Source organism: Mycobacterium sp. 23 (assembly GCF_048287075.1).
Taxonomy (GTDB): Bacteria; Actinomycetota; Actinomycetes; order Mycobacteriales; family Mycobacteriaceae; genus Mycobacterium; species Mycobacterium gordonae_B.
Genome location: NZ_JBLVUX010000005.1, coordinates 4222816 through 4245070, shown reverse-complemented (window position 1 = coordinate 4245070; position 22255 = coordinate 4222816). Strand labels below are relative to the sequence as shown.

Genomic DNA, 22255 nt, shown 5'->3' with positions numbered 1-22255 from the left:
CAGTCCAAATCCTCTGCGGTGTCGTCGACAGCTTGGGGCACTTTCTCCCCGCGAGCTCCCCGCGAGCAGACACAAAATCGCCCTTGGAGCGCATGCTCCGGGGTGATTTTATGTCTGCTCGTCGGAAAGGCCGTGTCGCCTCAGAAGAAACATTAGGCACACACGTAACATCGCCTGGTGTCCCGCGGTCGCGCACCCACGATGTTGCTCACCGCCGCCCTGGCGACGGTCGTCATCGTGTCATGGGTGCTGATGCGCCCGCCCGCCGCGAGCCACGCCCCGCCCCCGGCGCGCGACACTCAACTCGCCGAGCAGCCGCTGGTCGGCCTCGGTGGCGGCGTCACCGTCCGTGAACTGACCCAGGACACGCCGTTCTCGCTGGTCGCACTCACCGGCGACCTGGCCGGCACGTCGGCCCGCGTGCGCGCCAAGAAGCCCGACGGGTCGTGGGGGCCGTGGTACCAGACCGAGTATCAGACGTCCGCACCCAACGGTGTGACGGCGGAGCCGCGCAGTACCGACCCGGTGTTCGTCGGCACCACCACGGCGGTGGAAATCGCCGTCACCAGACCGGTCGACGCCCCGGTGACGCAGGCGCCTCCGACGCCGTCGCACGCCGGTGATCTGGGCTACCGGCCGGCCACCAAGGAACAGCCGTTCGGCCAGAACATCAACGCGATCCTCATCTCGCCGCCGCAGGCGCCCGCGGAGACCCACTGGACGCCGCCGACCGGGGTCACCATGCCGGGCCAGGCGCCGCAGATCATCAGCCGGGCGGAATGGGGTGCCGACGAGTCGCTGCGCTGCGGCAGTCCGGAATACGACCGCAGTGTCCGGGCGGCGGTGATCCACCACACCGCGGGCAGCAACGACTACTCGCCGCTGGAATCGGCCGGCATCGTCAAGGCGATCTACACCTATCACAGCAAGACCCTGGGCTGGTGCGACATCGCGTACAACGCGCTGGTCGACAAGTACGGACAGGTATTCGAAGGCAGCGCCGGCGGGCTCACCAAGCCGGTCGAGGCGTTCCACACCGGCGGATTCAACCGGGAGACCTGGGGCGTGGCCATGCTCGGCAACTTCGACGACGTGGCGCCCACCCCGGTGCAGATCCGCACCGTCGGACGGCTGTTGGGGTGGCGCCTCGGGCTGGCCGAGGTCGACCCGAAGGGCATGGTGGAACTGGTCTCCGCCGGCAGCTCCTACACCACCTACCCGGGCGGCGCGATAGCCAAGTTGCCGACCATCTTCACCCACCGCGACGTCGGCAACACCGACTGCCCGGGCAACGCCGCCTACGCGCTGATGGACGAGATCCGAGACATCGCAGCGCATTTCAACGACCCGCCGGAGGAGTTGATAAAGGCGCTGGAGGGCGGCGCGATCTACGAGCACTGGCAGGCGATGGGCGGGATGACCAGCGTGCTGGGCGCCCCCACGTCGCCGGAGGCCGACGGCGCCGACGGATCGCGGTTCGTCACCTTCGCCAAGGGCGCCATGTACTGGTCGCCGGCCACCGGCGTGCAACCCATCACCGGCGCCATCTACGACGCCTGGGCGGCGCAGAGCTACGAGCACGGCCCGCTCGGGCTGCCGACCAGCGCGGAGATCCAGGAGCCGCTGCGGATCAGCCAGAACTTCGTGCACGGGACGCTGAACTTCGAACGGCTGACCGGCAACATGACCCAGGTTCTCGACGGCGTCACGACGCCGCTCTCGACGCAGCCCCCCAGCGGCCCGAACGTGCCGCCGGAACACTTCTCGTTGCCGTCGCACCCGCCCAACTAGTCTGCTGGGGTGCCCGAAACGCCCTATCTGAGGATGGATCTCGATCGGGTGCGCGACAATTTCCGGACGCTGCGGTCGGCGCTGCCGGATGCGAGCATCCGCTATGCGGTCAAGTCGAACCCCGCCGAACCCATCCTGCGACTGCTGGCCGCCGAGGGATCCGCTTTCGACGTCGCCTCGGTGGGCGAGGTCGATGCCTGCCTCGCCGCGGGGATCGACGGTGATCGGCTGGCGTTCGGCAACACCGTCAAAAAACCGCAGGCGGTGGCGGCGGCCTATGCGCGGGGGGTGCGACTGTTCGCCTTCGACACCGAACACGATTTGGCCGTACTGGCCGAACATGCGCCCGGAGCCGGGGTGGAATGCCGGATAGCCCCGGTGTTTCCATCGTCGGTGACTCCCTTCGGCCACAAATTCGGGTGCGCTCCCGCCCACGCCGCCCAACTGCTCGCCCGCGCCCGGTCCTGGGGCCTGGTCGCTGGGGGCGTGAGCTTTCACGTCGGCTCGCAGCAACTCGACGTCTCCGCGTGGGAACTCGGTATCGCCAGTGCCGCTTCGGTATTCGATGCGGTGGGCGGGCTGGCGACGGTCAACGCCGGCGGCGGTTTCCCCCTTCCGTACGCCGGCGCCGCACCCAATCTCGAGGTGATCGCCGAACTCATCACATCGGCGATGATTCGGCATTTCGGTTCGCAGCCACCACGATTGGCCGTGGAACCGGGTCGGGTGATCGTCGGCTCCGCCGGCACCATTGCGTGCGAGGTGGTGGCGGTGCGCACCGGAACCGACGGCCGGCGCTGGGTGTACCTCGACGTCGGCCGCTACAGCGGTCTGGCCGAAACCGAGAACGAGTACATCCGTTACCGACTGCGGACCCGGCGCGACGGCGATGCGGTCGCAGACGCCGTGCTCGCCGGACCGACGTGCGACGGTGACGACGTGCTGTATCAGGGCTGTGCGCTGCCGGTCACGCTGCGCCCGGGCGACGGGGTCGAGATCTGCGACACCGGCGCGTACACCGGAAGTTATGCCTCCATCTGGTTCAACGGGTTCCCGCCGCTGCCAACATATTTCGATCCGCCCTGCGGTCTGGGCCGCACGATAGTGGAACCGCTGGCACCGGGGCTCACCCGGAACTGGACGCTGTCCGAGGTCATCTGTGACGTGCGCACCCCTTACCAGGAGCTGGTGATCGGCCGCACCGAGCAGGGCGTGGCGCTGTTCAGCGACGGCGAACGCCAGAGCACTGAGTTCAGTCAGCTGGTCTACCACGAAGCACTGCTGGTGCCTGCGTTGTTGCTCGCCGGTCACATCGAGCGGGTGCTGATCATCGGCTCCGGGGAGGGCGTGGTGAGTCAGATGGCCGTCGCTGCCGGAGCCACCCACGTCGACCACGTCGACATCGATCGTGACGCGGTGCGGTTGTGCGCCGAGCACCTGCCCTACGGATACTCCCCCGACGAATTACGCAGGGCGGAAGAGGGACTCGGACCGATCACCATGCACTACCGGGACGGTTGGGACTTCGTGGACCGGTCCACGACGCCCTACGACATCGTGGTGGTGGATCTGCCCGACGAACGCTCGGAGCCCGCGCAGCACAACCGCCTGTACGACACCGGCTTCCTGCGGAAGTGCCGCGAAATCGGTCGCGTGGTGGTCGACCAGGCGGGTTGCCCCACGCTGTGGCGTAATGCGACATTGCTGTCGTCCTGGCATCGATTCCGCGAAACCTTCGACGCCGTCGTCTATTTCGGCAGTGACGAGCACGAGTGGGCATTCCTGTCCGGCCTTTCGGATGCCGTCGCCGACCCGGTGGCTGTGATGTCCGAACGGCTGGCCGCGCTGGGCTACCTCCCCCGGACCATCGACGGCGCCTCGCTGATTTCGAGCACCGTTGCGCCAAAGACGTTGCGGGACAGTATGTCAGCGTACGATGGTGGCGCGCTTGCGCAGTCCGCGGAGCATGCCGCGTTCCATCACGAAGTGCGGGATGTCGAAGAAGGCCATCCCGGCCACGCCCCCGGTGCCACGGGCTAGCAGGCGGGTGGCGCCATTCTGCGGGCGCAGATAGAACGCCCAGGACGCGACGGCCTTCTCGCCGCGCTGCACCCGCTCGAAGTCCGCACGCGACATCAACACCAGATGCGACTCGGGTTCGACCGCCGCGACCACTTGGCACCCGTTGCTGCCGTAGCGGCGGGCCAGCCAGACCGGGTCGCCGACATTCAGGTTCTGCCACTCCGGGTGGACGGTGTCGGCGTTGTGAATCCGGGTGCCCACCAGGCGTTCCAGCCAGTCGTAGCTGTAGAAGCCGCCGCGGTCCTCGCCGATCTGTGCCAGCCACGGCCAGATCGCCGCCGGCGGCGCGGCCACGGTGATCCCGCGGGTGGTGCGCACCGCCCCCGGCTGGACAAGTTCCTCGCCGGGCAGTTCGGCGACGACTTCGTCGTCGGTGGCGCCCCAGTTGTACATCACCGGGCGTCCCACCCAGTTGTACAAGCCCGCGAGGCCGCCCGCCGCCATCAGCGCGCCGAGCAGCGGCCTGCGGTTACCCATGGCGCTGAGGCTAGTCACGCCCGCGGCAGCCGGGCAGAGGCTTAAGTCACCGGCGCCGGCTGGGCGGATGCCCGTTCCACCGGATGTGGGCGCGGGTGAAGGCGGCCGTCTCGGAGTATCCGAGCCGCTGTGCGGTCTCCTCGACGGTCAGTCCGGATTTCAAGAGTTCGCCGGCCAGTGCGGCGCGGACCTCGTCGAGCAGCGCGCGATAGCTGGTGCCTTCGCCGGCCAGCCGGCGGTGCAGGGTGCGCTCGGTGATACACAGCTCTTTCGCGACCGTCGTCATCGACGGAATCTCCGCCGAGTCCTGGATCAACCGGGTCCGGACGGTCGCCGAGAACCCGCGCCGGGTGCGTCGCCGGTTCAGCAACTCTTCGCACTGGCGGATGCAGATCGCCGCCGTCTGCGCGTCGGCTGCCGGCATGCTCCGCTCGACGAGGTCGGACGGCAGGATCAGCGCGTTGCGCGGCCCGGTGCCGACGACGACGGTCAAGTTGTCCAACGTCACGGTGTCGACCGGCATTTCCAGGTCCGCCAACTCCATCCGCACCGTCACCGGGGTGGTGTTGGCGCCCAACAGCAGCGGCAGCAGCCGCAGCATGATCGCGAAATCGCGTTCGCTGACGAACCGCCGGATGTCGCGTGGAATCTGACTGTCGTCGAAGATGATGACGGCTTCGGGGGCGGTCACTTCGGGAGCTTCCAGGCACACATAGGAGTCCGCCAGGGCGGCGTAACGGCAGGCGACGTCGATGGCGTCACCGAAGGTGGGGCTGGCCATCAGCGCGTATCCGAAGATCCCGGTGTCGGCGAGGTTGTACTGCATCCCGGTTTCCATGCCGAGACCCGGTTGGTCGCCGAGGCGGCCGATCAGGTTGCGGATCATCGTCAGCTCCTGGCTGGCGTAGATCTCGGTGGCCGGGTCCTGCAGTTGCTCCGCCGTCATGCCGGTTCCTGCCAGGCACACCGTCGGGTCGAGGCCATGCCGCCGGGCGGTTTCCAGAATGTGCCGGCCGGTTGCCGAGGACAGCGCGACGTCCCACATGGGGGCCACGGCGCCAGGCATGCGTCCGAAAATATCAAATGTCTGTCTGGATCGGCCATTACCAGGCCGCGACCCGGCCTTTAACGTCGTTGCATGGCGACCGACTTGCTCCGGCCCGCACCACTGGCGCTCGTCTCGGCGGCCCGCAGTTCGGTGGCCGACCTGTGGCGTCCAGTCGCCACCGGGGGGTACCGGGATCTGCGCCGGCCCCGTCCTAACTCCGCCCCCGCCTCGATACCGCGCACGACGTTCGACCCCACACTCGTCCGCAACATCGCCGATCCCTTTCCCGACTATCGGCGAATTCGGGAGAACCCCGTGGTGATCAACGAACGTCTCGGCGTCTGGATGTTGGGGCGCTACGACGATGTCCATTCCGCGGTCCGCGACAACGCCACCTTCACCTCGCGAGACGGCATCGCGCTGCGATCGTTCGTGGCGAACATGGTGGTCTTCACCGACCCGCCGGATCACACGCGGTTGCGCCACATCGTGGCACCCGTGTTCACCAAGCGTGCCGTCCAGGCGTGGACGACGGACATCCGCGCGCTGGCCGACGAGGCAATCGCCGGGCTCAGGCGAGGTGACGTCGTGGATCTCGTTCCGGCGCTGACCATCCCGATGCCCATCAACGTCATCGCCAACATCCTGGGTATCCCGCGGGATCAGTGGCCGGGGTTTCGCGCGGTCTCAGAGAAGTTCGCGCAGGTATTCGCCCCGCGGTCGCTGCCACAGATCGTGCGCATGATGGGCTCGGCGATGCAGGCCTACCTGCGGCTGCGCAGTTTCTCCGACACCGAAATTCGAACGCGTGCAACAGAACCCGCCGACGACCTGCTGACTCGCCTGCAGGTGGCCGTTGCTGCGGGAGAACTGACCGACAATGAGGCGTTTCTCTATGTGCTCGTCCTGCTGGTGGCAGGCAACGAGACGACCACCAACCTGCTGGGCATGCTGCTGATCAGACTCGCCGAGGACGCGGAGTTGTTCGCCGAACTGAAGGCGGACCGCCGCCGTCTGTATGCAGCGGTCGAAGAGACGGCGCGGTGGGGTTCGCCGGTGCAGTGGGTGACCCGGACGGCTACCGCTGAATACCCAGTCGGCGACACGGTAATCCCCAAGGGCGCAAGGGCTTTGCTGTTCTACGGGGCGGCCAACCGGGATCCCGCCAAGTTCGACGACCCGGACCGCTTCGACATCCACCGCAACACCACCGGACATCTCGCGTTCGGGCACGGACTGCACTTCTGTCTGGGAGCTCATCTGGCGCGGCTCGAAACGGCCACGGCCATCGATTGCCTCCTGGACGAGGTGGACGGATTGGAACTGGCCGGGCCCGTCAGGTGGAGCATCACGCCGTCGCTGCGCGGACCCGTTTCGGTGCCGGTGCGGCTGACCCGCCGCTGAGTTCGGCGAATCTCCCGCGCTCGGGCTGCGCCTGGGATTACGCTCGGATCGGCGGGGAAGTCATTTGAGGGGATTCGGCCATGTCTTACTTGGTCACTACGCCGGACTGGGTCGCGGCTGCCGCCGAAGATCTGGCGGGTATCGGCTCGTCACTGCGGACGGCGACGACGGCCGCAACGATGCCCACCACCGGGATCGCGGCCGCCGCCGCAGACGAGGTTTCGGCGGCCATCGCGCAAGCGTTCGGCGGTTTCGGTCAGGAGTTTCAAGCCGTCAGCGCGCAGGTGTCCTCGTATCACGCCGACTTCCTGCGCCTGCTGAACGGTAGCGCGGCAGCTTATGTGAGCGCCGAAATGGCCAACGCCGCAGCCGTTCTCGGGAACGCACCCAGCGCGGCCCCGGCCGTTCCGGGTGGCGCCTACGGGCAGCTCATCACCAACACCACTGCCAACCTGCAAGCCCTGGGCAGCGCCTGGGCGGCGAACCCGTTCCCGTTCTTCCGTCAATTCCTGGCCAACCAGGTGGGCTACGCACAGCAGATCGCGACTGCTGTCGCGAACATCCCCGCCACCTTGCCGAACCTGCCGGCGGCTATCCAGGCCGCGATCCAGCAGTTCGCGACATTCCCCGCGGCGCAGTACATCCAGCAGTTCATCGCCACCCAGATCGGCTTCGCGCAGACGTTCTTCACCTCGGCGAACAACGGTTTGAGCACGCTGGTGGCCGGTCTGCCGCAATTCGGCGCCGAAATGCAGGTCGCCTTCGGTGCGTTATTGGCCGGCGATTACACCGGCGCGGTATCCGACGTAGGGCTGGCGTTTGAACACCTCTTGGTGACCGGATTCGACCCCGGCCCGGTGACCGTCACCGCGAACCTACCCATCGGGTTCACCGCGACCCTGAGTCCCAAGGTGCTGGGCCCGCTCGGCGACTTTTTCACCATCATGAACCTGCCCAGCCAGGAGGCGCAATTCCTGACCGGCCTGACCAGCCCACCGTTGCTGCGTCACATCGGGCAGAACTTCACCAACGTACTCAATACCCTCACCTTGCCCAGCATTACGGCGGTTCTCAACCAACCGCTGACCGCAACCGGAACGCTGAGCGCATACTTCGGGTTGCCGCTGGTGTTCACCTATGCGGCGGCCGGCGCGCCGTTCTCAGCACTGAACGCACTGGCGAGCAGCTTGCAGACCTTCGAAGGCGCTTTAGCGACAGGCGATTTCGTGGGAGCTGCCAGCACCCTTGTCGATGCCCCCGCCAACATACTGAATGGGTTCCTCAACGCGCACAGTACCGTTGACAGCGTGATCCAGGTCCCGACGAACCTTCCATTCGGGTTGCCTCCGCAGAGCGTGACAATCACGCTGCATCTGCCCGTCGACGGAATTCTCGTTGCCCCACACCCGGTTACCGCCACGGTCGACCCACATCTACCGGGCATCGTTAACCCGTTCGATGTCACCGTCTTCGGCACGCCATTCATGGGACTCGCGCCCTTGATGATCAACTACCTGCCCCAGCAGTTGGCCCTGGCGATCAACGCCGCGGCATGACATCCGATGGAATGTGATATCGCCCGCGATATCACATTCCCGAGCCATGTGCGTCCGGCTTCCAGGGGCCAAAGTGGCTCCTGTGACAGGCCACCCGCTCAGAGGATCGCTACCGACACCACGATCCCGAGCGCGAACTGCGCCGCGGCCACCATGAGGGCGTGGTAGGCGAATTCGTCCGAGTGGAACAACGCATCCATGTCGATGCCGATCACCACGGTCGCAATCCGCATCATCACCACCTGCGCGGCGATGCCGACCAGGCCGAAGACCGCCGAGGCCAGCAGCCCCTCCCGCAAGTTGCCCGACGACGAGTAAATAGCAATGACCACGATGAAAGCCATGCTGACCATCCCGGCCGCCGTCACCAGGATGGCGTTCGGCTTGCCGGCGTTGACCATCTTGCGCAGCGGGCCCGGCGTGGTCAGATCGATGGCGTAGAAGCCGATGATCATCAGCACGAGGCCCAGGATCGAGTAGAGCACGATCGCGCCGGCGCCGCGCCCCAACCAACTCCAGTAATCCGAATGCGGCAGCGCAACAATCGTCGTCGTCATCGAAGATCAGCTCCGTTCATCTCAAAAGGAAGGTTCATCTCAGGGGAATTCGGTGTGGAACGAACGCCGCGCCATCATCGGTGATGAGTCCGGCCGTCTCTCGGATACCGAGACCCGCGGCAGTGTCGCCGACCACCCAGGCCCCCAAAGCAGGCCGCATGTCGTCGAACTCGGGCAACGGGTCCAACAACTGATAGACGAATCCCTCTTCGCCGTAGAAGCCGCCCGTCGCGGTCTCCAAACCGGCGCCGACGACGGTGACGTTCGCGCCTTCGCGTCCGAGCTTCGGCTTGCGCACGTACTCGGTGAGTTCGTGCGGGTCGTCAAGATAGGCGGGCAACAGGTTCGGGTGCCCCGGATACATCTCCCACAGCACGGCCAGGATCGCCTTGTTGGACAACAGCGTCTTCCACAACGGCTCGATCCACATGGTCTGCGGCAGCGTCTGCACCACGTACTTGCCGAACTGATCGTCGAGCACCCACTCCCATGGGTGCAGCTTGAAGATCGCCCGGATCGGGTCCTCCTCGAGGTCGACGAAGCGCTCCAGCGCGGAGTCCCAGCCGACGTCCTCGATCAACAGCCCGACCGTCTGAAAACCGGCCTCGGCCGCGGTCTCCTGCAGATAGGTGGTCGTGATCTGGTCTTCGCCGGTGGCCTCCACGCCCGACCAGGCAAAATGTAACTCGTTGCTGGGCAACAGATCCCGCACCATCTTCCAGCGATCGACCAGCTGTTCGTGCAACGAGTTCCACTGATCGTCGTCGGGGAACTTGTCCTTCAGCCAATACCATTGCAGGATCGCGGCTTCCAACAGCGTGGTCGGCGTATCGGCGTTGTATTCCAGCAGCACCGCGGGGCGCCTGCCGTCATAGCGTAAGTCGAAGCGGCCGTACACATGTGGATCCGAGCGGCGCCATGATTCGGCGACGTGCGGCCAACTCCATTCCGGCAGGCCGAAATCCGCGTACCGCTCCATCAGGACGACTTGTTCGACGGCATTCAGGCACATCGAGTGCAGCAGCTCGACGTCGGCTTCCAGTGCCAGGATCTCGTCCATTTCGAACTCGTAATAGACCGACTCGTCCCAGTACGGCCGGTCGGCGCCGCTGGCGTCGCGCGCCGGAGTCCCGTAGACCAGCCCCTGTGATTCGACGATCGACTGCCAATTCGGCCGCGGCTGGGACCTGACGCGTTTCACGAGCCGCCGCTCCCGCCCTTGCCGCCACTGCCCCCGATGCCGCCGCGCTGGATGGTGGTGCCCGACTTCGTGGTGACGTTGGCGCCCTTCGGGATGCTGGTCGATCCCCCGATCGGCCGCTGACCGACCGAACCCGAGCTGCCGTAGTAGTAGCGGTAGGAATGCCCGCCCCAGAAGAAGAAGCCGTTCATGCCCGGCGTGTGGCCGGTGCAGTAGCTGTCCGGCACGATCACCGGCTGGCCATTGGGATCGTCCTGGACGCACTGCGCCGTCACGTTGTCGGGCCTCAGCAACCAGTACCCGACACCCGCCACCAGACCCACCACCCCGACGGCGGCCGCGGAACCCATCAGGATGCGCTTCTGCTTCTGGCGCTTGGCTTCCGCGGCCTCACGCGCCTCTTCGAGCTCGCGCTGCTTTTCTTCGTGCTTCTTGCGGGCGCGCAACTCGGCCGGCGTCGGGGGCCTCGGCTTGGTCGTCGCCGCGTCCTGGAACTGAATACTGCCCAGCGGTTTCAGCAGCGGCGTGCCGTCCGGCACCTTGTCCGGCGGCTCCTTGAACGGACGGTTCGCACCCAGGGAACTCCGGCGCGGACGATCCGGAGCCGGTTCGCTCGGCTCGGGCTTGGTCTCTTCGGGCTTGCTCTCCTCCGACGCGCCGTCCTCGGGCGGGTCTGATTCGGAATCCATTAGCGTCCCCTCCGGCCGCCCGCATTCCTGAACACGCGGGCAGTCTCCCACATCTTCCCGGCCGCCGTGACTAAGACCACCAGCGCTCCAGCACGCGCGCCACACCGTCCTCGCTGTTGGGCGTCGTCACCTCATCGGCAGCGGCCAGCGCTTCGGGGTGCGCGTTCCCCATTGCCACGCCGAGCCCGGCCTGCAGCAGCATCGGCACATCGTTCGGCATGTCACCGAACGCGATCACCTCCGCCTCGGTGATGCCCAGCGGTTCGGCGACCTCGCGCAGGCCGGTGGCCTTGCTGATGCCCCTCGGCAGGATCTCCAGCAGACCGTTGTTGGTGGAGTAGGTCAGATCGCCTTCCTCGCCGAGGTGCCCGGCCAGCGCCGCAGCCATATCCGCGCTGACGGCTCCGGCCTTGCGGATCAGCAACTTGATCGCCGGCGCACTCAGCAGGTCGTCGAACGACACCTCGGTGTTGTCCGGGTTCAGCCAGGCGTGCTCGTAGCCGGGAGAGCTGATGAACTGCGGGGTGGCGGTGTCGTGGGCGCGCTCGCCGATCCGCTCGACCGCAAGCCCTACCCCCGGGATGACCCGCCGCGCGATGTCAGCCAGGGCCGCCAAGGTGTCGACGGACAGCGTCTGCGCCGACAACACCTTGTCGTGTTCGGGGTCGTAGATGACCGCGCCGTTCGCGCAGACCGCCATCGGCGCGAACCCGAGGGCCTCCACCACCGGCCTGATCCAGCGCGGCGGACGGCCGGTGGCCAGCACGAAGTGGGTGCCCCCGGCCACCGCGGCCTGAACCGCGGCACGCGTGCGCGCGCTGAGCGCTTCTTCCTCATTGAGCAGGGTGCCGTCGACGTCGCACCCGATGAGCGCGGGTTTGTTCGGCGATGAGGGCGAGGTCGGCTCAGGCATCGGATCCCTGGGCCGGGGCGTGGTTACGGGCGGCCGGGGTTGTCAGTGGGTCCCGCCTTCTGTCGCTTCTTCGCCGCATCGTCGTACTGCGCCCGCTTGCGGGCTCGTTCGGCCAGCTCGGCGATACGGAATTCTTTGGACTCGTCCGGGGTCGGCGCGCTCCCGCCCAACCGGCGCGGCACCCAGGGCTCCCCCGGCGGGTGCGGATAATTCTCCTGCGCCCAATAGAGCATCGCCTGCATCGCTTGGCGGAGAGTGGCATTGAGCGCTTCGTGGTCGCCTCCCGGAGCCAACGGCGGCCCGATTGCCGCGGTGATGGGAATCTTGCTGCGCACCAGCTTTTTCGGATGGTCCTTCGGCCAGATCCGGTGTGCGCCCCACACGATCATCGGAATGATCGGCACCTGCGCCTCCACCGCCATCCGCGCGGCGCCGGTCTTGAACTCCCGGAGTTCGAAGCTCCGGCTGATCGTCGCCTCAGGATGCACCCCGATCAGTTCGCCCTCCCGCAGCCGCTGCACGGCGACCGCGTAGGCATCGGCACCCATGCTGCGGTCCACCGGGATCAGCTGGATGTGCTTGATCACATAGTTGACCGCCTTCACCTCCTGCATTTCGGCCTTGATCATGAACCGCAACCGGCGCTTGCGTTCCTTGGCCGCAAGCGACGCGGGGATCCAGTCCACATAACTGGTGTGATTGAGCGCGATGATGCCGCCGCCCTGCGACGGGATGTTCTCCAGACCGTGGTACGTAATCTTGTTTCCGTTCAACGCCATAGCGGTCGGAACGAGATACTCCAGCATCCGGAAGACTGGCTCGGCCATCTTTGGGTCTCCTTTTTCCCTACCGTGACTGACGCGGTGTCCGGCGTGCGGCCCTCGCCGCCGTCTCCTCAGCGTCCATTCGCGCGGCCTCGTCCAATGTTGGCGCCCCGCCGCCAAGCCGGCGCGGCAGCCAAAGCTCTCCGGCCGGACGAGGATAATCCTGCTGCACCTCTTCCAGCAGAACGGTCATCGACTCGCGCAACACATCGTTGGTGCGCGCGACGTCCGAGGCGGCCTGCAGCGGTGGGCCGACGGCTACGGTGACCGGGACCTTCTTGCGCCCCAATTGTCTTGGCAGCCCCTTGGTCCAGATTCGTTGCGCGCCCCAGACGATCAGCGGGACGATCGGCACGCCGGCCTCGATTGCCATCCGTGCGGCGCCCGTCTTGAAGTCCTTGAGTTCGAAGCTGCGGCTGATCGTGGCTTCCGGATAGACCGCGACCAGCTCCCCCTCCTGCAACGCGTGCACCGCTGAGACGTAGGCGTCGGCGCCGGAACTGCGATCCACCGGAATCGCACCGTTCTGCTTGATGAGGAAGTTGACGATCTTCACCCGCTGCATCTCGGCCTTGATCATGAACCGCAGCCGACGGTGCCGCCGGCGCATGGCCAGGCCGGCCGGCAGAAAGTCGACGTAACTGGTGTGGTTGATGGCGACCACGGCGCCGCCCTGCGCGGGAATGTTCTGCTCGCCCATGAACGTGATCCGCGTCCCGGTGGCCCGGACCAGGAACTGGGCCAGGACCTCGCAGGCGCGGTAAATGGGCTCCGCCATCGATCACTGCTCCGCGGCCCCGGTGGGGTGGGCCCGCTCCGCGCGACGCGCCGCCTTGGCCGCCGCCTCCTCCGCGTCCATACGGGCCGCCTCGGCCAGCGACGGCGCGCCGCCGCCCAGCCGCCGCGGCACCCAGAATTCCCCGGCCGGGTGCGGCCCGTACTGCTCCTGCGCGCGAACCAGCAGGTGCTGCATCCGGGAGTGCAACAGGGTGGTCAGTTCATTGGTGGACAGCGTCGGTTCGATCGGCTCACCGACGATCACCTGAATCGGCACCTTGGGCCGGAAGATCTTCTTGGGGTGGCCCTTGGTCCAGATCCGCTGAGCGCCCCAGACGATGTGCGGAACGATCGGCACACCGGCTTCGATCGCCATCCGCGCGGCGCCGGTCTTGAACTCCTTGATCTCGAAGCTGCGGCTGATCGTCGCCTCTGGGTACACACCCACCAGCTCACCGGCCTTGAGGTTATCCACGGCCGCCGCGTACGACGCGGCGCCGCTGTCCCGGTCCACCGGGATATGCCGGAAGGACCGCATCAGCGGGCCCGAGATCTTGTGGTCGAACACCTCCTGCTTGGCCATGAATCGCACTTTGCGGCCCAGGCCCTGCTTGTAGGCCGGCAAACCCGCCAGGGTGAAGTCGAGATAACCCGTGTGGTTGATCGCGACGACGGCGCCACCACTTCTCGGCAAGTTCTCCACGCCGGTCACGGTGATCTTGAGACCCTGCAGGCGGAAGATCATTCGGGCGAGGGTGATGGCTGTGCCGTATGCAGGTTCCACAGCAATTCAGCCTAGTGCTCCGGGCTACCGGATACCCCAAGTGGGCAAAATGCGCAGTCAGAGAGGTGGGCACCGTGTCCTTCCCCGTGACGCCGCCGCCGGTTCCCGATGTGGTGCGGCGGCTGGCAGCCGGCCGACCGGTGCTCGCGGTGTGGCGCAACGAGCTCGGCGACCTCACCTTCCGGGTGGCTGACGGCGCCGAATTCGTCAAAGTGGGTGGTGTCCACTCGCCCGATTTCACCAGCGAGGTGCGGCGGTTGCGCTGGGCCGCGCCCTACCTTCCGGTGCCGGCCGTGATCGATTTCGGGGTCGATGAGGGTGTCGCCTGGCTGCGCACCGCCGGGCTGCCCGGGGTGTCCGCCGTGCACCCCCGCTGGCAGGCCGACCCCGCCACCGCGGTCGCCGCGATCGCTATGGGGTTGCGCACAATGCACGACCGCCTGCCGGTTACCTCGTGCCCGTTCGACTGGTCGGTGGCCGCCCGGCTGCCGGTGCTGCATCCCGCGCACCGGGCCAACCTGGGGGATCCGCCGCCGATCGACCGGCTGGTGGTCTGCCACGGTGACGCCTGCGCCCCCAACACCCTGATCGACGACGTCGGCCGCTATTGCGGGCATGTGGACCTGGGCGAACTCGGCGTCGCCGACCGGTGGGCCGACCTGGCCGTGGCAACACTGTCGCTGGGCTGGAACTACCCCGGCCGGAACTGGGAGGCGGAGTTCTTCGCCGCCTACGGCGTCGACCCGGACCCCCTGCGCATCGACTACTACCGGCGCTTGTGGGAGGACCCGGACCTCTGACGCAAGCTAAACTCGAGGCGTCTCCGATACGGTCCGGGAAGGTATTTGTGCAGGTTACCAGCGTCGGCCACGCCGGCTTTCTGATCCAGACCCGGGCGGGCAACATCCTGTGCGACCCCTGGGTGAACCCCGCCTACTTCGCGTCGTGGTTCCCGTTCCCGGACAACAGCAACCTGGACTGGGACGCCCTGGGCGACTGTGACTACCTGTACGTCTCGCACCTGCACAAGGATCACTTCGACGCCGCGTTACTGGATGCCCACGTCAACAAGGACGCGGTGGTGCTGCTGCCCGACTTCCCGGTGCCGGATCTGCGGCACGAGTTCGAGAAGTTGGGATTCCACCGGTTCTTCGAGACGACGGACTCGGTGTCTCACCAGGTGTCCGGGCCCAAGGGCGACCTCGAGATCATGATCATCGCGCTGCGGGCACCGGCCGACGGCCCGATCGGTGACTCGGCGCTGGTGGTCTCCGACGGTGAGACCACGGTGTTCAACATGAACGACGCGCGTCCGGTCGACCTGGACGTGCTCGCCGCCGACTTCGGCCACATCGACGTCCACCTGCTGCAGTACTCGGGTGCGATCTGGTACCCGATGGTCTACGACATGCCGGCCCGCGCCAAGGAGGCGTTCGCCACCCAGAAGCGCCAGCGGGGCATGGACCGGGCGCGGCAGTACATCGCACAGGTGGGCGCGACGTGGGTGGTGCCGTCGGCCGGACCGCCGGCCTTCCTGGACCCCGACCTGCGTCAGCTCAACGACGACCGCCACGACCCGGCGAACATCTTCCCCGATCAGATGGTGTTCCTGGACCAGATGCGCCGCCACGGCCACGACCGCGGGCTGCTCATGATGCCCGGCTCCGTCGCCGATTTCACCGGCCCGCAACTGAATTCGCTGCAGCACCCGCTGCCCACCGAAGAGGTGGAAGCGATCTTCACCACCGGCAAGGCCGACTACATCGCCGACTATGCCGCGCGGATGGCCCCGGTGCTGGCCGCCGAGAAAGCCGGCTGGGCACCGGCCACCGGCGAACCGCTGCTGGAGCCGTTGCGGGCGCTGTTCGAGCCGATCATGTTGCAGAGCAACGAGATCTGTGACGGCATCGGGTATCCGGTGGAACTGGTGATCGGTCCGGAGACGGTGATCCTGGACTTTCCCAAACGGGCGGTGCGGGAGGCCATCCCGGACGAGAAGTTCCGCTACGGGTTCGAGATCGCGCCGGAGCTGGTGCGCACGGTGCTGCGCGACAACGAGCCGGACTGGGTCAACACAATCTTCCTGTCGACCCGGTTCCGGGCCTGGCGCGTCGGTGGCTACAACGAATACCTCTACACGTTCTTCAAGTGCCTGACCGACGAACGGATCGCCTACGCCGACGGCTGGTTCGCGGAGAGCCACGACGATTCGGCCTCGATCACGCTGGACGGCTGGGAGATTCAGCGGCGTTGCCCCCACCTCAAGGCTGATCTGTCGAAATTCGGTGTGGTCGAAGGCAATACGCTGACGTGCAACCTACACGGCTGGCAATGGCGACTGGAGGATGGCCGCTGCCTGACCACCCGTGGCCACGAGTTGCGGAGCAGCCGGGCATGAGCACCGTCTCGGATTTGTGCTACGACGACGGCGCCGTCCAGCTGGACCAGATGGCGATCACGTTGCGCCGCTACCACTTTCCCTCCGGTACCGCGAAAGTCATCGGGCTGGACCAGATCCGCGGATACAAGGCCGAGCCGCTCGGCCTGCTCACGGTCCGGTTCAATGTCTGGGGCAGCCCCGACCTGCGCCGCTGGCTGCCGCTGGATCTCTACCGGCCGCTGAAGTCGACGCTGATCACCCTCGACATACCGGGCTCACAACCCGCCTTCACCCCCGCGCGTCCCGACGAGTTCCTCGCCTGCCTGGACGAACTGCTCGACAAGCGCGGCTGACCTTCGCCGAGCGTGCGGCCAGCTTCACGCTCGGCATCGAACGTGCGGCCAGCTTCACGCTCGGCGCGACGGCTGAACGGCTAGCGGTCTTCCAGCGCCGCGCGCCCGGCGTTGTAGCCCGGGGTGAACGTGATTCCCGGGCCACCGTGACATCCGGCACTGCCCAGATACAGACCCTGCACCGGAATCGGCTGTCCGATATAGCCTTTGGGGCCCGGCCGATTCTGCCCGATCTGATCGGAGCTGAGCAGGCCGTGGCAGTAGTCACCGCCGGGGGCGCCGAACATCACGCCCATGTGCTTGGGCGTGAAGGTGGTGTGCCGGATGATGCTGCGCTCGAAATTCGGCGCCAACCGGGTGATCTTGTCGATGACCCGTTGCCCCATCTCGACTTTGGCCTGACCGTAGTCGGCGCCCCCTTCGATGGGGAACCACAGCGCGAACGCTGATGCCGCGTGCTTGCCTTCGGGCGCGAGGTCCGGATCGTGCACCGACGGGATCTGCAGCACCAGCGTCGGGTCCGCCGGCACGATGCCGCGGCGGCAGTCCTCCCACTGCTGCTGGACTTCCTCCGGTGTGCAGAAGATGCCGATCGACGCCTGCATGGTCGGGTCGTTGAGCGCCTCGTAGGGAGCGCTGAACTGCGGCGCCTCCTCCAGTGCGAAGTGCATCTGGAGGTAGCTGCCGCGGTGGTCGATGCGTCCGTAGCGTTCCCGGATCTCGGCGGGCAATACCGACGGATCGATCAGGTCGTTGACCGTGACGTCGGGCGCCACGGAGGAGACGACGATCGGTGCGGTCAGGGTCTCCCCGCCCTCGGTGCGCACCCCGGCCACCTTGCCGTCAGCCACCAGGATCTCGGTGACCTTGGACCGCAACCGCACCTCACCGCCGTTATCCTCCAGCACCTGAGCCAGATGCGCGGTCAGCGCGCCGATACCGCCGCGCAGCTTCTTCATCTGAACGAAGTCGCCTTCGGGGATGCCGAGCCCGAACGCAAGCGCGGCGGCGCTACCGGGCGTGGACGGACCGCGGTAGAGGGTGTTGACGGCCAGCACCGTCATCGATCCCCGTATCGCGCCGTGCTTGTCGCGGTCCGGGAAGTAGCGGTCCAGCACGTCGGTGACCGAGCCGAATAGCATGTCGTCTATCGCTGAGCGCTCGAATTCGTTGGTGGCGCAGGCATACATCTCGTCGAAGGTCTTGGGCAGCGTCCCCGCCTCGAAGCGGCCCAGCGCTCGGGTGGGTGCCTGGGCCCACATCAGCAGACCACCCATCCCGGCCACCGCGTCGGCGCCGTGCACCTCGTTGAGGTGGGCGAACATCTTCATCGGGTCGCTGTACTGGACCAGCGGATCGTCGCCGACTCCGCGCAGCGCCACCGACATCACCTCGAGGTCCACCGTCGGCAGCGCGTCCAGGCCGAGTTCGCTGATGACCTCCGCCGAAGTGGGGAACTGCACCGAGCCGGCGATCTCGAAGTGATAGCCGTCGAACAGTTCCACGGTGGAGGCCATGCCGCCCGCGTAGAGCTTGCCGTCCAGGCAGACCGTCCGTAGCCCTGCCCGTTGCAGCAGCACTGCCGCGGTCAACCCGTTGTGGCCCGCTCCGATGACGATCGCGTCGAACTCGTTCCCAGTTTCAGACATGCCGACCTCCTGAGTGGGAGGCTGGCACGCTCACGAAGTTTTGTCAATTATGACGAAACTTGCCCGGTTGCCCAGGTGGCCCAGCAGTCGCTCAGCCCGGACCGCAGCGACTCCAGAGCCACGTGACTCATCCTGGCCAGCTCGCCGAGCGATCGGTCGGCACCCAGCATCCAGGCCTCCATCGCCCCGAAGATCGCCGCCGCGATACACCGGGCGATCACCGTGCTGCGCAGCCTCGCATCACCCGTATGACCATTGGTGCAGCCGCGACGGAGTAGCTGTTCCTGAATGGCGTCCGCCAGGTCAGCCTGGACGTCGCGGATATGCCGGACGATGCGGCCGGGATCCAGTTCACCGCCGCGCAACGTCGCGATCTTGGTGACGGCTTCGACGTCGTAGGGGAAAGCGAAGACCGCCGCCTGCACCGAGTCGATCACCGCCTCGTCGACGGGACGGGCGTCCAGCGCGGCCCGGAACCAGTTCAATCCGGTGTAGTCGGCGAATAGCAGGTCGTGCTTGGAGCTGAAGTGGCGGTAGAAGGTCCGCAGCGAAACTCCGGCATCGGCAGCGATCTGCTCGGCCGACGTGTCCTCCACGCCCTGGGCCAGGAATCGCACCACCGCCGCCTGACGCAGCGCCTCCCGCGTGCGTTCGCTGCGCGCCGTCTGAGCCGGCCTGACCATGGCAGTAAGGTACCGCAGCAACTCAAGAATTAGTTATGACAATATTGACAAAACTTCGCTTGCCGGACCAGACTGCGGCCATGGTGTCTCTCATCGCGCACGCCGTCCTCGGTATCGCCGTCGTCTTCTGGATCGTCTCCTCCAACCGGCAGGTCTACGCGCGGCCGGCCGTCGGGCCGGCGTTCTCGCCGCTGGAAGTCGTGTACTACGTCGTCGGCGTCGCGTCGATCGCGCTCGGCTGGTACTTCAACATCCGCTTCGTGCAGGAGTACGCCCACATGGGCGTACACAACCCACTCTGGGGCCCGGGCAGCTGGACGCAGTACATCCAGCTGATGTTCACCAACCCGGCCGCCGGCTCGGCCAGCCAGGACTACACGATCGCCAACGTGATCCTGTTGCCACTGTTCTCCATCACCGACGGCTACCGGCGCGGTTTCAAGCGGCCGTGGCTGTTCTTCGTCAGCAGCCTGTTCACCAGCTTCGCGTTCGCGTTCGCGTTCTACTTCGCCACCATCGAGCGCCAGCACCGGCACGAACGGGCCACCGCCGTACCGGCACCGAAGGTTGCGGCCTGAGCGACCGGCTAGGCGCTGACCCCGTCGCTGCGGTAATCGCTCTCGTGGTGCCAGGTCTGGTTGCCGCCGCGGCGTTTCGCTACGTACATCGCGGCGTCGGCCGCGCAGATCAGCTCGTCGAGTGAGGTGCGAGCGTCGAGTGCAAAGCCCGGCTGCCGATCGATCACGGCGGTGCCGACGCTGGCCGTGAGCTCGAACGGCAGCGCGGCGATGGCGTCGCACAGCCGCTGCGCCCGCAGACGGACCTCGTCGGGGTCGCAGACGTCCGCGATCACGAACTCCTCCCCACCCACCCGGGCCAGCAGTGCGGTGTCGTCGGTGCACTCCCGCAGCGCCCGCGCAACCGCAACCAGCGCGGCGTCGCCGGTGCTGTGGCCGTGCCGATCGTTGAGCTGCTTGAAGCGGTCGAGATCGATCACGGTCACCACCAGTTGATCCCGCAGGGCCGGGTCGCGCTGCAGATGCCGCGATGCGCGCCGGTGGAACGCCCGCCGGTTGAGCAACCCGGTGAGCTGGTCCCGCTCGGCCCGCATGGCGTCGACGCCGAGCATCTGGGCCACCGCCTGGATGCCGAACGGCACCGAGAGGTTCAGCGTCAGGACCACGGTGTAGGCGCAGAGCGCGCTGACCACGCCCGATCCGACCGAGATGCGCATGGCCTGTACCGCTCCCGCCAGTGCTGCGATGGCGAGGTTGAAGAGCATCAGCGGCGGCCCGTGGAACACGGCGATGTATCCGGCCATCGTCGCCAGGATCGTGCACGCGAGGATGGCCACCAGGGGATCGCCCTGCGCCATCGCGGCCAGCCCGATGCTGGACGAGGAGAGCACCGAGAAGCCCACGGCCTGCGCCCGGGTAGGCCAGCGCAGCGTCCACAGCAGCGCGCCCAGCGCGGCTCCGGCGGCCGCGGCGAGCGCACAGACCAGCTGCGCAGGCCCGCGAGGTCCGGTCTGACTCCAGATCGTCGCCAGGATGAGGACGGCCAGCGAGGCGCCGATCAGCGCGATCGTGGCGCGGGTCCGGCCTGCCATACCCCGGGACTGCAACAGCGACGCCAGGTGATCGAAGTGATCAGGCTGCCGCCACCACACGCCGAGCCTCCCCATCGCGCTCCCCCCACTGAAGGCTCCGGGGAGTCGCAGCGCCGCCGCCGGCCCGGTTCAGCAAATGACAGTCGGGACAGAATGCCCAAAATTGCCATTTGTTATTGCTCAGCCGGCCGGTTCCAGTAACTCGGTGCCCACGAACGGCGCCAGCGCCGCCGGAACGCGCACGCTGCCGTCGGGCTGTTGGTGGTTCTCCAGGATCGACACCAGCCATCGCGTGGTGCCCAGCGTGCCGTTCAGCGTGGCTGCGGTCTGCGGCTTGCCGTTGGCGTCCCGGTAGCGCGTGGCCAGCCGGCGTGCCTGGAAGGTGGTGCAATTCGATGTCGAGGTCAGCTCGCGATACGTCGCCTGGGTCGGCACCCAGGCTTCGCAGTCGAACTTGCGCGCGGCCGACGAGCCGAGGTCGCCCGCGGCCACATCGATCACCCGATACGGCACCTCGATCAGCCCCAGCATTTCGCGCTGCCAGCCCAGCAGCCGTTGATGTTCGGCCTCGGCCTCCTCCGGCCGGCAGTAGACGAAGCCCTCCACCTTGTCGAACTGGTGCACCCGGATGATGCCGCGGGTGTCCTTGCCGTAACTCCCCGCTTCGCGACGGAAGCACGACGACCAGCCGGCGTACCGCAGCGGCCCGCCCGCCAGGTCCAGGATCTCGCCCGAGTGATAGCCGGCGAGCGGCACCTCCGAAGTACCGACCAGGTAAAGGTCGTCCGCCTCGAGCCGGTACACCTCGTCGGCGTGAGCGCCCAGGAAGCCGGTGCCCGCCATCACCTCGGGGCGCACCAGGACCGGCGGGATCATCGGGATGAAACCGTTCTCCACGGCCACCCGCAGCGCCAGTTGCAGCAGTCCCAACTGCAGGAGCGCACCGCGGCCGGTCAGAAAGTAGAAGCGGGAACCCGACACCTTGGCGCCGCGCTGCATGTCGATCAAGCCCAGCGATTCGCCGAGCTCCAGGTGGTCCTTCGGGTCGGGGAGCGTGGGCGGCTCACCGACCATTTCCAGGACGGCGTAGTCGTCCTCTCCCCCGGCCGGGACCCCCTCGATGATGACGTTGGAGATCGCCATGTGCGCCGCGGTGAACGCCGCCTCGGCAGCGGCCTGGTCCGCCTCGGCGGCTTTGACCTGCTCGGCGAGGTCCTTCGCGCGCTGCAACAGCGCCGGGCGTTCCTCCGGGGAGGCCTTGCCCACGCTCTTGCTCGCGGCTTTCTGTTCGGCACGCAGCGAATCGGCGGCCGAGATCGCCGCGCGCCGCGCCGTGTCCGCGGTCAACAACGCGTCTACCAGGGCCGGGTCCTCACCGCGGCTGAGTTGCGAGCGTCGTACGGCATCGGGCTCCTCCCGGAGGAGCTTGAGGTCGATCACGGCCGCAAGACTACTTCCCGGGTCTCCGCCCGATCTCA

Annotated in this window: 21 protein-coding genes; 8 read left to right on the top strand and 13 right to left on the bottom strand. The window is 67.0% G+C overall.

Annotated elements, in window-relative coordinates:
* The first annotated feature begins 174 nt into the window (after window positions 1-174).
* Both ACNQS7_RS20880 and ACNQS7_RS20875 read left to right on the top strand, forming a co-directional pair.
* A complete protein-coding gene (locus ACNQS7_RS20880) occupies window positions 175-1791 on the top strand; it encodes an LGFP repeat-containing protein (protein ID WP_310787275.1) in 1617 nt (538 codons plus the stop codon).
* 9 nt (window positions 1792-1800) lie between these two features.
* Window positions 1801-3831: an alanine racemase gene (locus ACNQS7_RS20875; protein ID WP_418014058.1), complete on the top strand. Its 2031-nt coding sequence runs from the start codon at window positions 1801-1803 to the stop codon at window positions 3829-3831.
* Here the strand turns inward: ACNQS7_RS20875 and ACNQS7_RS20870 are convergent.
* Together ACNQS7_RS20870 and ACNQS7_RS20865 are read right to left on the bottom strand one after the other, a co-directional pair.
* Window positions 3718-4350 carry a hypothetical protein gene (locus ACNQS7_RS20870; RefSeq protein WP_418014057.1) on the bottom strand — a complete coding sequence of 211 codons (633 nt, stop codon included), beginning with the start codon at window positions 4348-4350 and terminating at the stop codon, window positions 3718-3720. The genes ACNQS7_RS20875 and ACNQS7_RS20870 overlap by 114 nt on opposite strands.
* A gap of 46 nt (window positions 4351-4396) precedes the next feature.
* Window positions 4397-5416: an AraC family transcriptional regulator ligand-binding domain-containing protein gene (locus ACNQS7_RS20865; RefSeq protein WP_418014056.1), complete on the bottom strand. Its 1020-nt coding sequence runs from the start codon at window positions 5414-5416 to the stop codon at window positions 4397-4399.
* A gap of 72 nt (window positions 5417-5488) precedes the next feature.
* Between ACNQS7_RS20865 and ACNQS7_RS20860 the strand changes: the two genes are divergently transcribed.
* Together ACNQS7_RS20860 and ACNQS7_RS20855 are read left to right on the top strand one after the other, a co-directional pair.
* Window positions 5489-6802 (top strand): cytochrome P450, encoded by a 1314-nt coding sequence (locus ACNQS7_RS20860; protein ID WP_418014055.1) that lies wholly within the window; start codon window positions 5489-5491, stop codon window positions 6800-6802.
* Between the two features lie 80 nt (window positions 6803-6882).
* On the top strand, window positions 6883-8358 hold the full coding sequence (locus tag ACNQS7_RS20855) for a PE family protein (RefSeq protein WP_418014054.1): 1476 nt from the start codon (window positions 6883-6885) through the stop codon (window positions 8356-8358).
* A gap of 98 nt (window positions 8359-8456) precedes the next feature.
* On the opposite strand, the gene ACNQS7_RS20850 is transcribed toward ACNQS7_RS20855, so the two are convergent.
* From ACNQS7_RS20850 to ACNQS7_RS20820, 7 genes are all read right to left on the bottom strand, one after another.
* Window positions 8457-8915 carry a DUF350 domain-containing protein gene (locus ACNQS7_RS20850; protein WP_418014053.1) on the bottom strand — a complete coding sequence of 153 codons (459 nt, stop codon included), beginning with the start codon at window positions 8913-8915 and terminating at the stop codon, window positions 8457-8459.
* Window positions 8916-8949: 34 nt separating this feature from the next.
* Window positions 8950-10116 carry a glutathionylspermidine synthase family protein gene (locus tag ACNQS7_RS20845; RefSeq protein WP_418014052.1) on the bottom strand — a complete coding sequence of 389 codons (1167 nt, stop codon included), beginning with the start codon at window positions 10114-10116 and terminating at the stop codon, window positions 8950-8952.
* Entirely contained in the window at window positions 10113-10805 is a 693-nt protein-coding gene (locus ACNQS7_RS20840) for a hypothetical protein (RefSeq protein WP_418014051.1), read from the bottom strand. Before ACNQS7_RS20840 ends, ACNQS7_RS20845 begins: the two co-directional genes overlap by 4 nt.
* Window positions 10806-10875: 70 nt before the next feature.
* Window positions 10876-11718, bottom strand: a complete 843-nt coding sequence (locus ACNQS7_RS20835) for a Cof-type HAD-IIB family hydrolase (RefSeq protein WP_055579299.1) — start codon at window positions 11716-11718, stop codon at window positions 10876-10878.
* A gap of 23 nt (window positions 11719-11741) precedes the next feature.
* Window positions 11742-12545, bottom strand: a complete 804-nt coding sequence (locus tag ACNQS7_RS20830) for a lysophospholipid acyltransferase family protein (protein WP_418014050.1) — start codon at window positions 12543-12545, stop codon at window positions 11742-11744.
* A 19-nt stretch (window positions 12546-12564) separates the two neighbouring features.
* Entirely contained in the window at window positions 12565-13320 is a 756-nt protein-coding gene (locus ACNQS7_RS20825) for a lysophospholipid acyltransferase family protein (RefSeq protein ID WP_418014049.1), read from the bottom strand.
* 3 nt (window positions 13321-13323) lie between these two features.
* Window positions 13324-14103 carry a lysophospholipid acyltransferase family protein gene (locus ACNQS7_RS20820; RefSeq protein WP_418014048.1) on the bottom strand — a complete coding sequence of 260 codons (780 nt, stop codon included), beginning with the start codon at window positions 14101-14103 and terminating at the stop codon, window positions 13324-13326.
* A 74-nt stretch (window positions 14104-14177) separates the two neighbouring features.
* On the opposite strand from ACNQS7_RS20820, the gene ACNQS7_RS20815 reads away from it, so the two are divergent.
* The 3 genes from ACNQS7_RS20815 to ACNQS7_RS20805 are packed head-to-tail and all read left to right on the top strand — an operon-like array spanning window position 14178 to window position 16836.
* A complete protein-coding gene (locus ACNQS7_RS20815) occupies window positions 14178-14903 on the top strand; it encodes a phosphotransferase (RefSeq protein WP_418014047.1) in 726 nt (241 codons plus the stop codon).
* 47 nt (window positions 14904-14950) lie between these two features.
* Window positions 14951-16501 carry a Rieske 2Fe-2S domain-containing protein gene (locus tag ACNQS7_RS20810; RefSeq protein ID WP_418014045.1) on the top strand — a complete coding sequence of 517 codons (1551 nt, stop codon included), beginning with the start codon at window positions 14951-14953 and terminating at the stop codon, window positions 16499-16501.
* Complete coding sequence (locus ACNQS7_RS20805; protein WP_055579305.1) at window positions 16498-16836, top strand: hypothetical protein; 339 nt, start codon at window positions 16498-16500, stop codon at window positions 16834-16836. The genes ACNQS7_RS20810 and ACNQS7_RS20805 overlap by 4 nt, the downstream gene beginning before the upstream one ends.
* 80 nt (window positions 16837-16916) lie before the next feature.
* Here the strand turns inward: ACNQS7_RS20805 and ACNQS7_RS20800 are convergent, their stop codons facing one another.
* Both ACNQS7_RS20800 and ACNQS7_RS20795 read right to left on the bottom strand, forming a co-directional pair.
* Complete coding sequence (locus ACNQS7_RS20800; RefSeq protein WP_418014044.1) at window positions 16917-18485, bottom strand: phytoene desaturase family protein; 1569 nt, start codon at window positions 18483-18485, stop codon at window positions 16917-16919.
* Between the two features lie 47 nt (window positions 18486-18532).
* Entirely contained in the window at window positions 18533-19168 is a 636-nt protein-coding gene (locus ACNQS7_RS20795; protein WP_055579307.1) for a TetR/AcrR family transcriptional regulator, read from the bottom strand.
* A gap of 80 nt (window positions 19169-19248) precedes the next feature.
* Here ACNQS7_RS20795 and ACNQS7_RS20790 point away from each other — a divergent pair, with 80 nt between their 5' ends.
* Entirely contained in the window at window positions 19249-19746 is a 498-nt protein-coding gene (locus tag ACNQS7_RS20790) for a DUF2834 domain-containing protein (RefSeq protein ID WP_418014043.1), read from the top strand.
* Window positions 19747-19754: 8 nt separating this feature from the next.
* On the opposite strand, the gene ACNQS7_RS20785 is transcribed toward ACNQS7_RS20790, so the two are convergent.
* Together ACNQS7_RS20785 and serS are read right to left on the bottom strand one after the other, a co-directional pair.
* Window positions 19755-20852, bottom strand: a complete 1098-nt coding sequence (locus tag ACNQS7_RS20785) for a diguanylate cyclase domain-containing protein (protein WP_418014042.1) — start codon at window positions 20850-20852, stop codon at window positions 19755-19757.
* Between the two features lie 105 nt (window positions 20853-20957).
* Complete coding sequence (serS, locus tag ACNQS7_RS20780) at window positions 20958-22217, bottom strand: serine--tRNA ligase (RefSeq protein ID WP_418014041.1); 1260 nt, start codon at window positions 22215-22217, stop codon at window positions 20958-20960.
* Window positions 22218-22255: the final 38 nt, after the last annotated feature.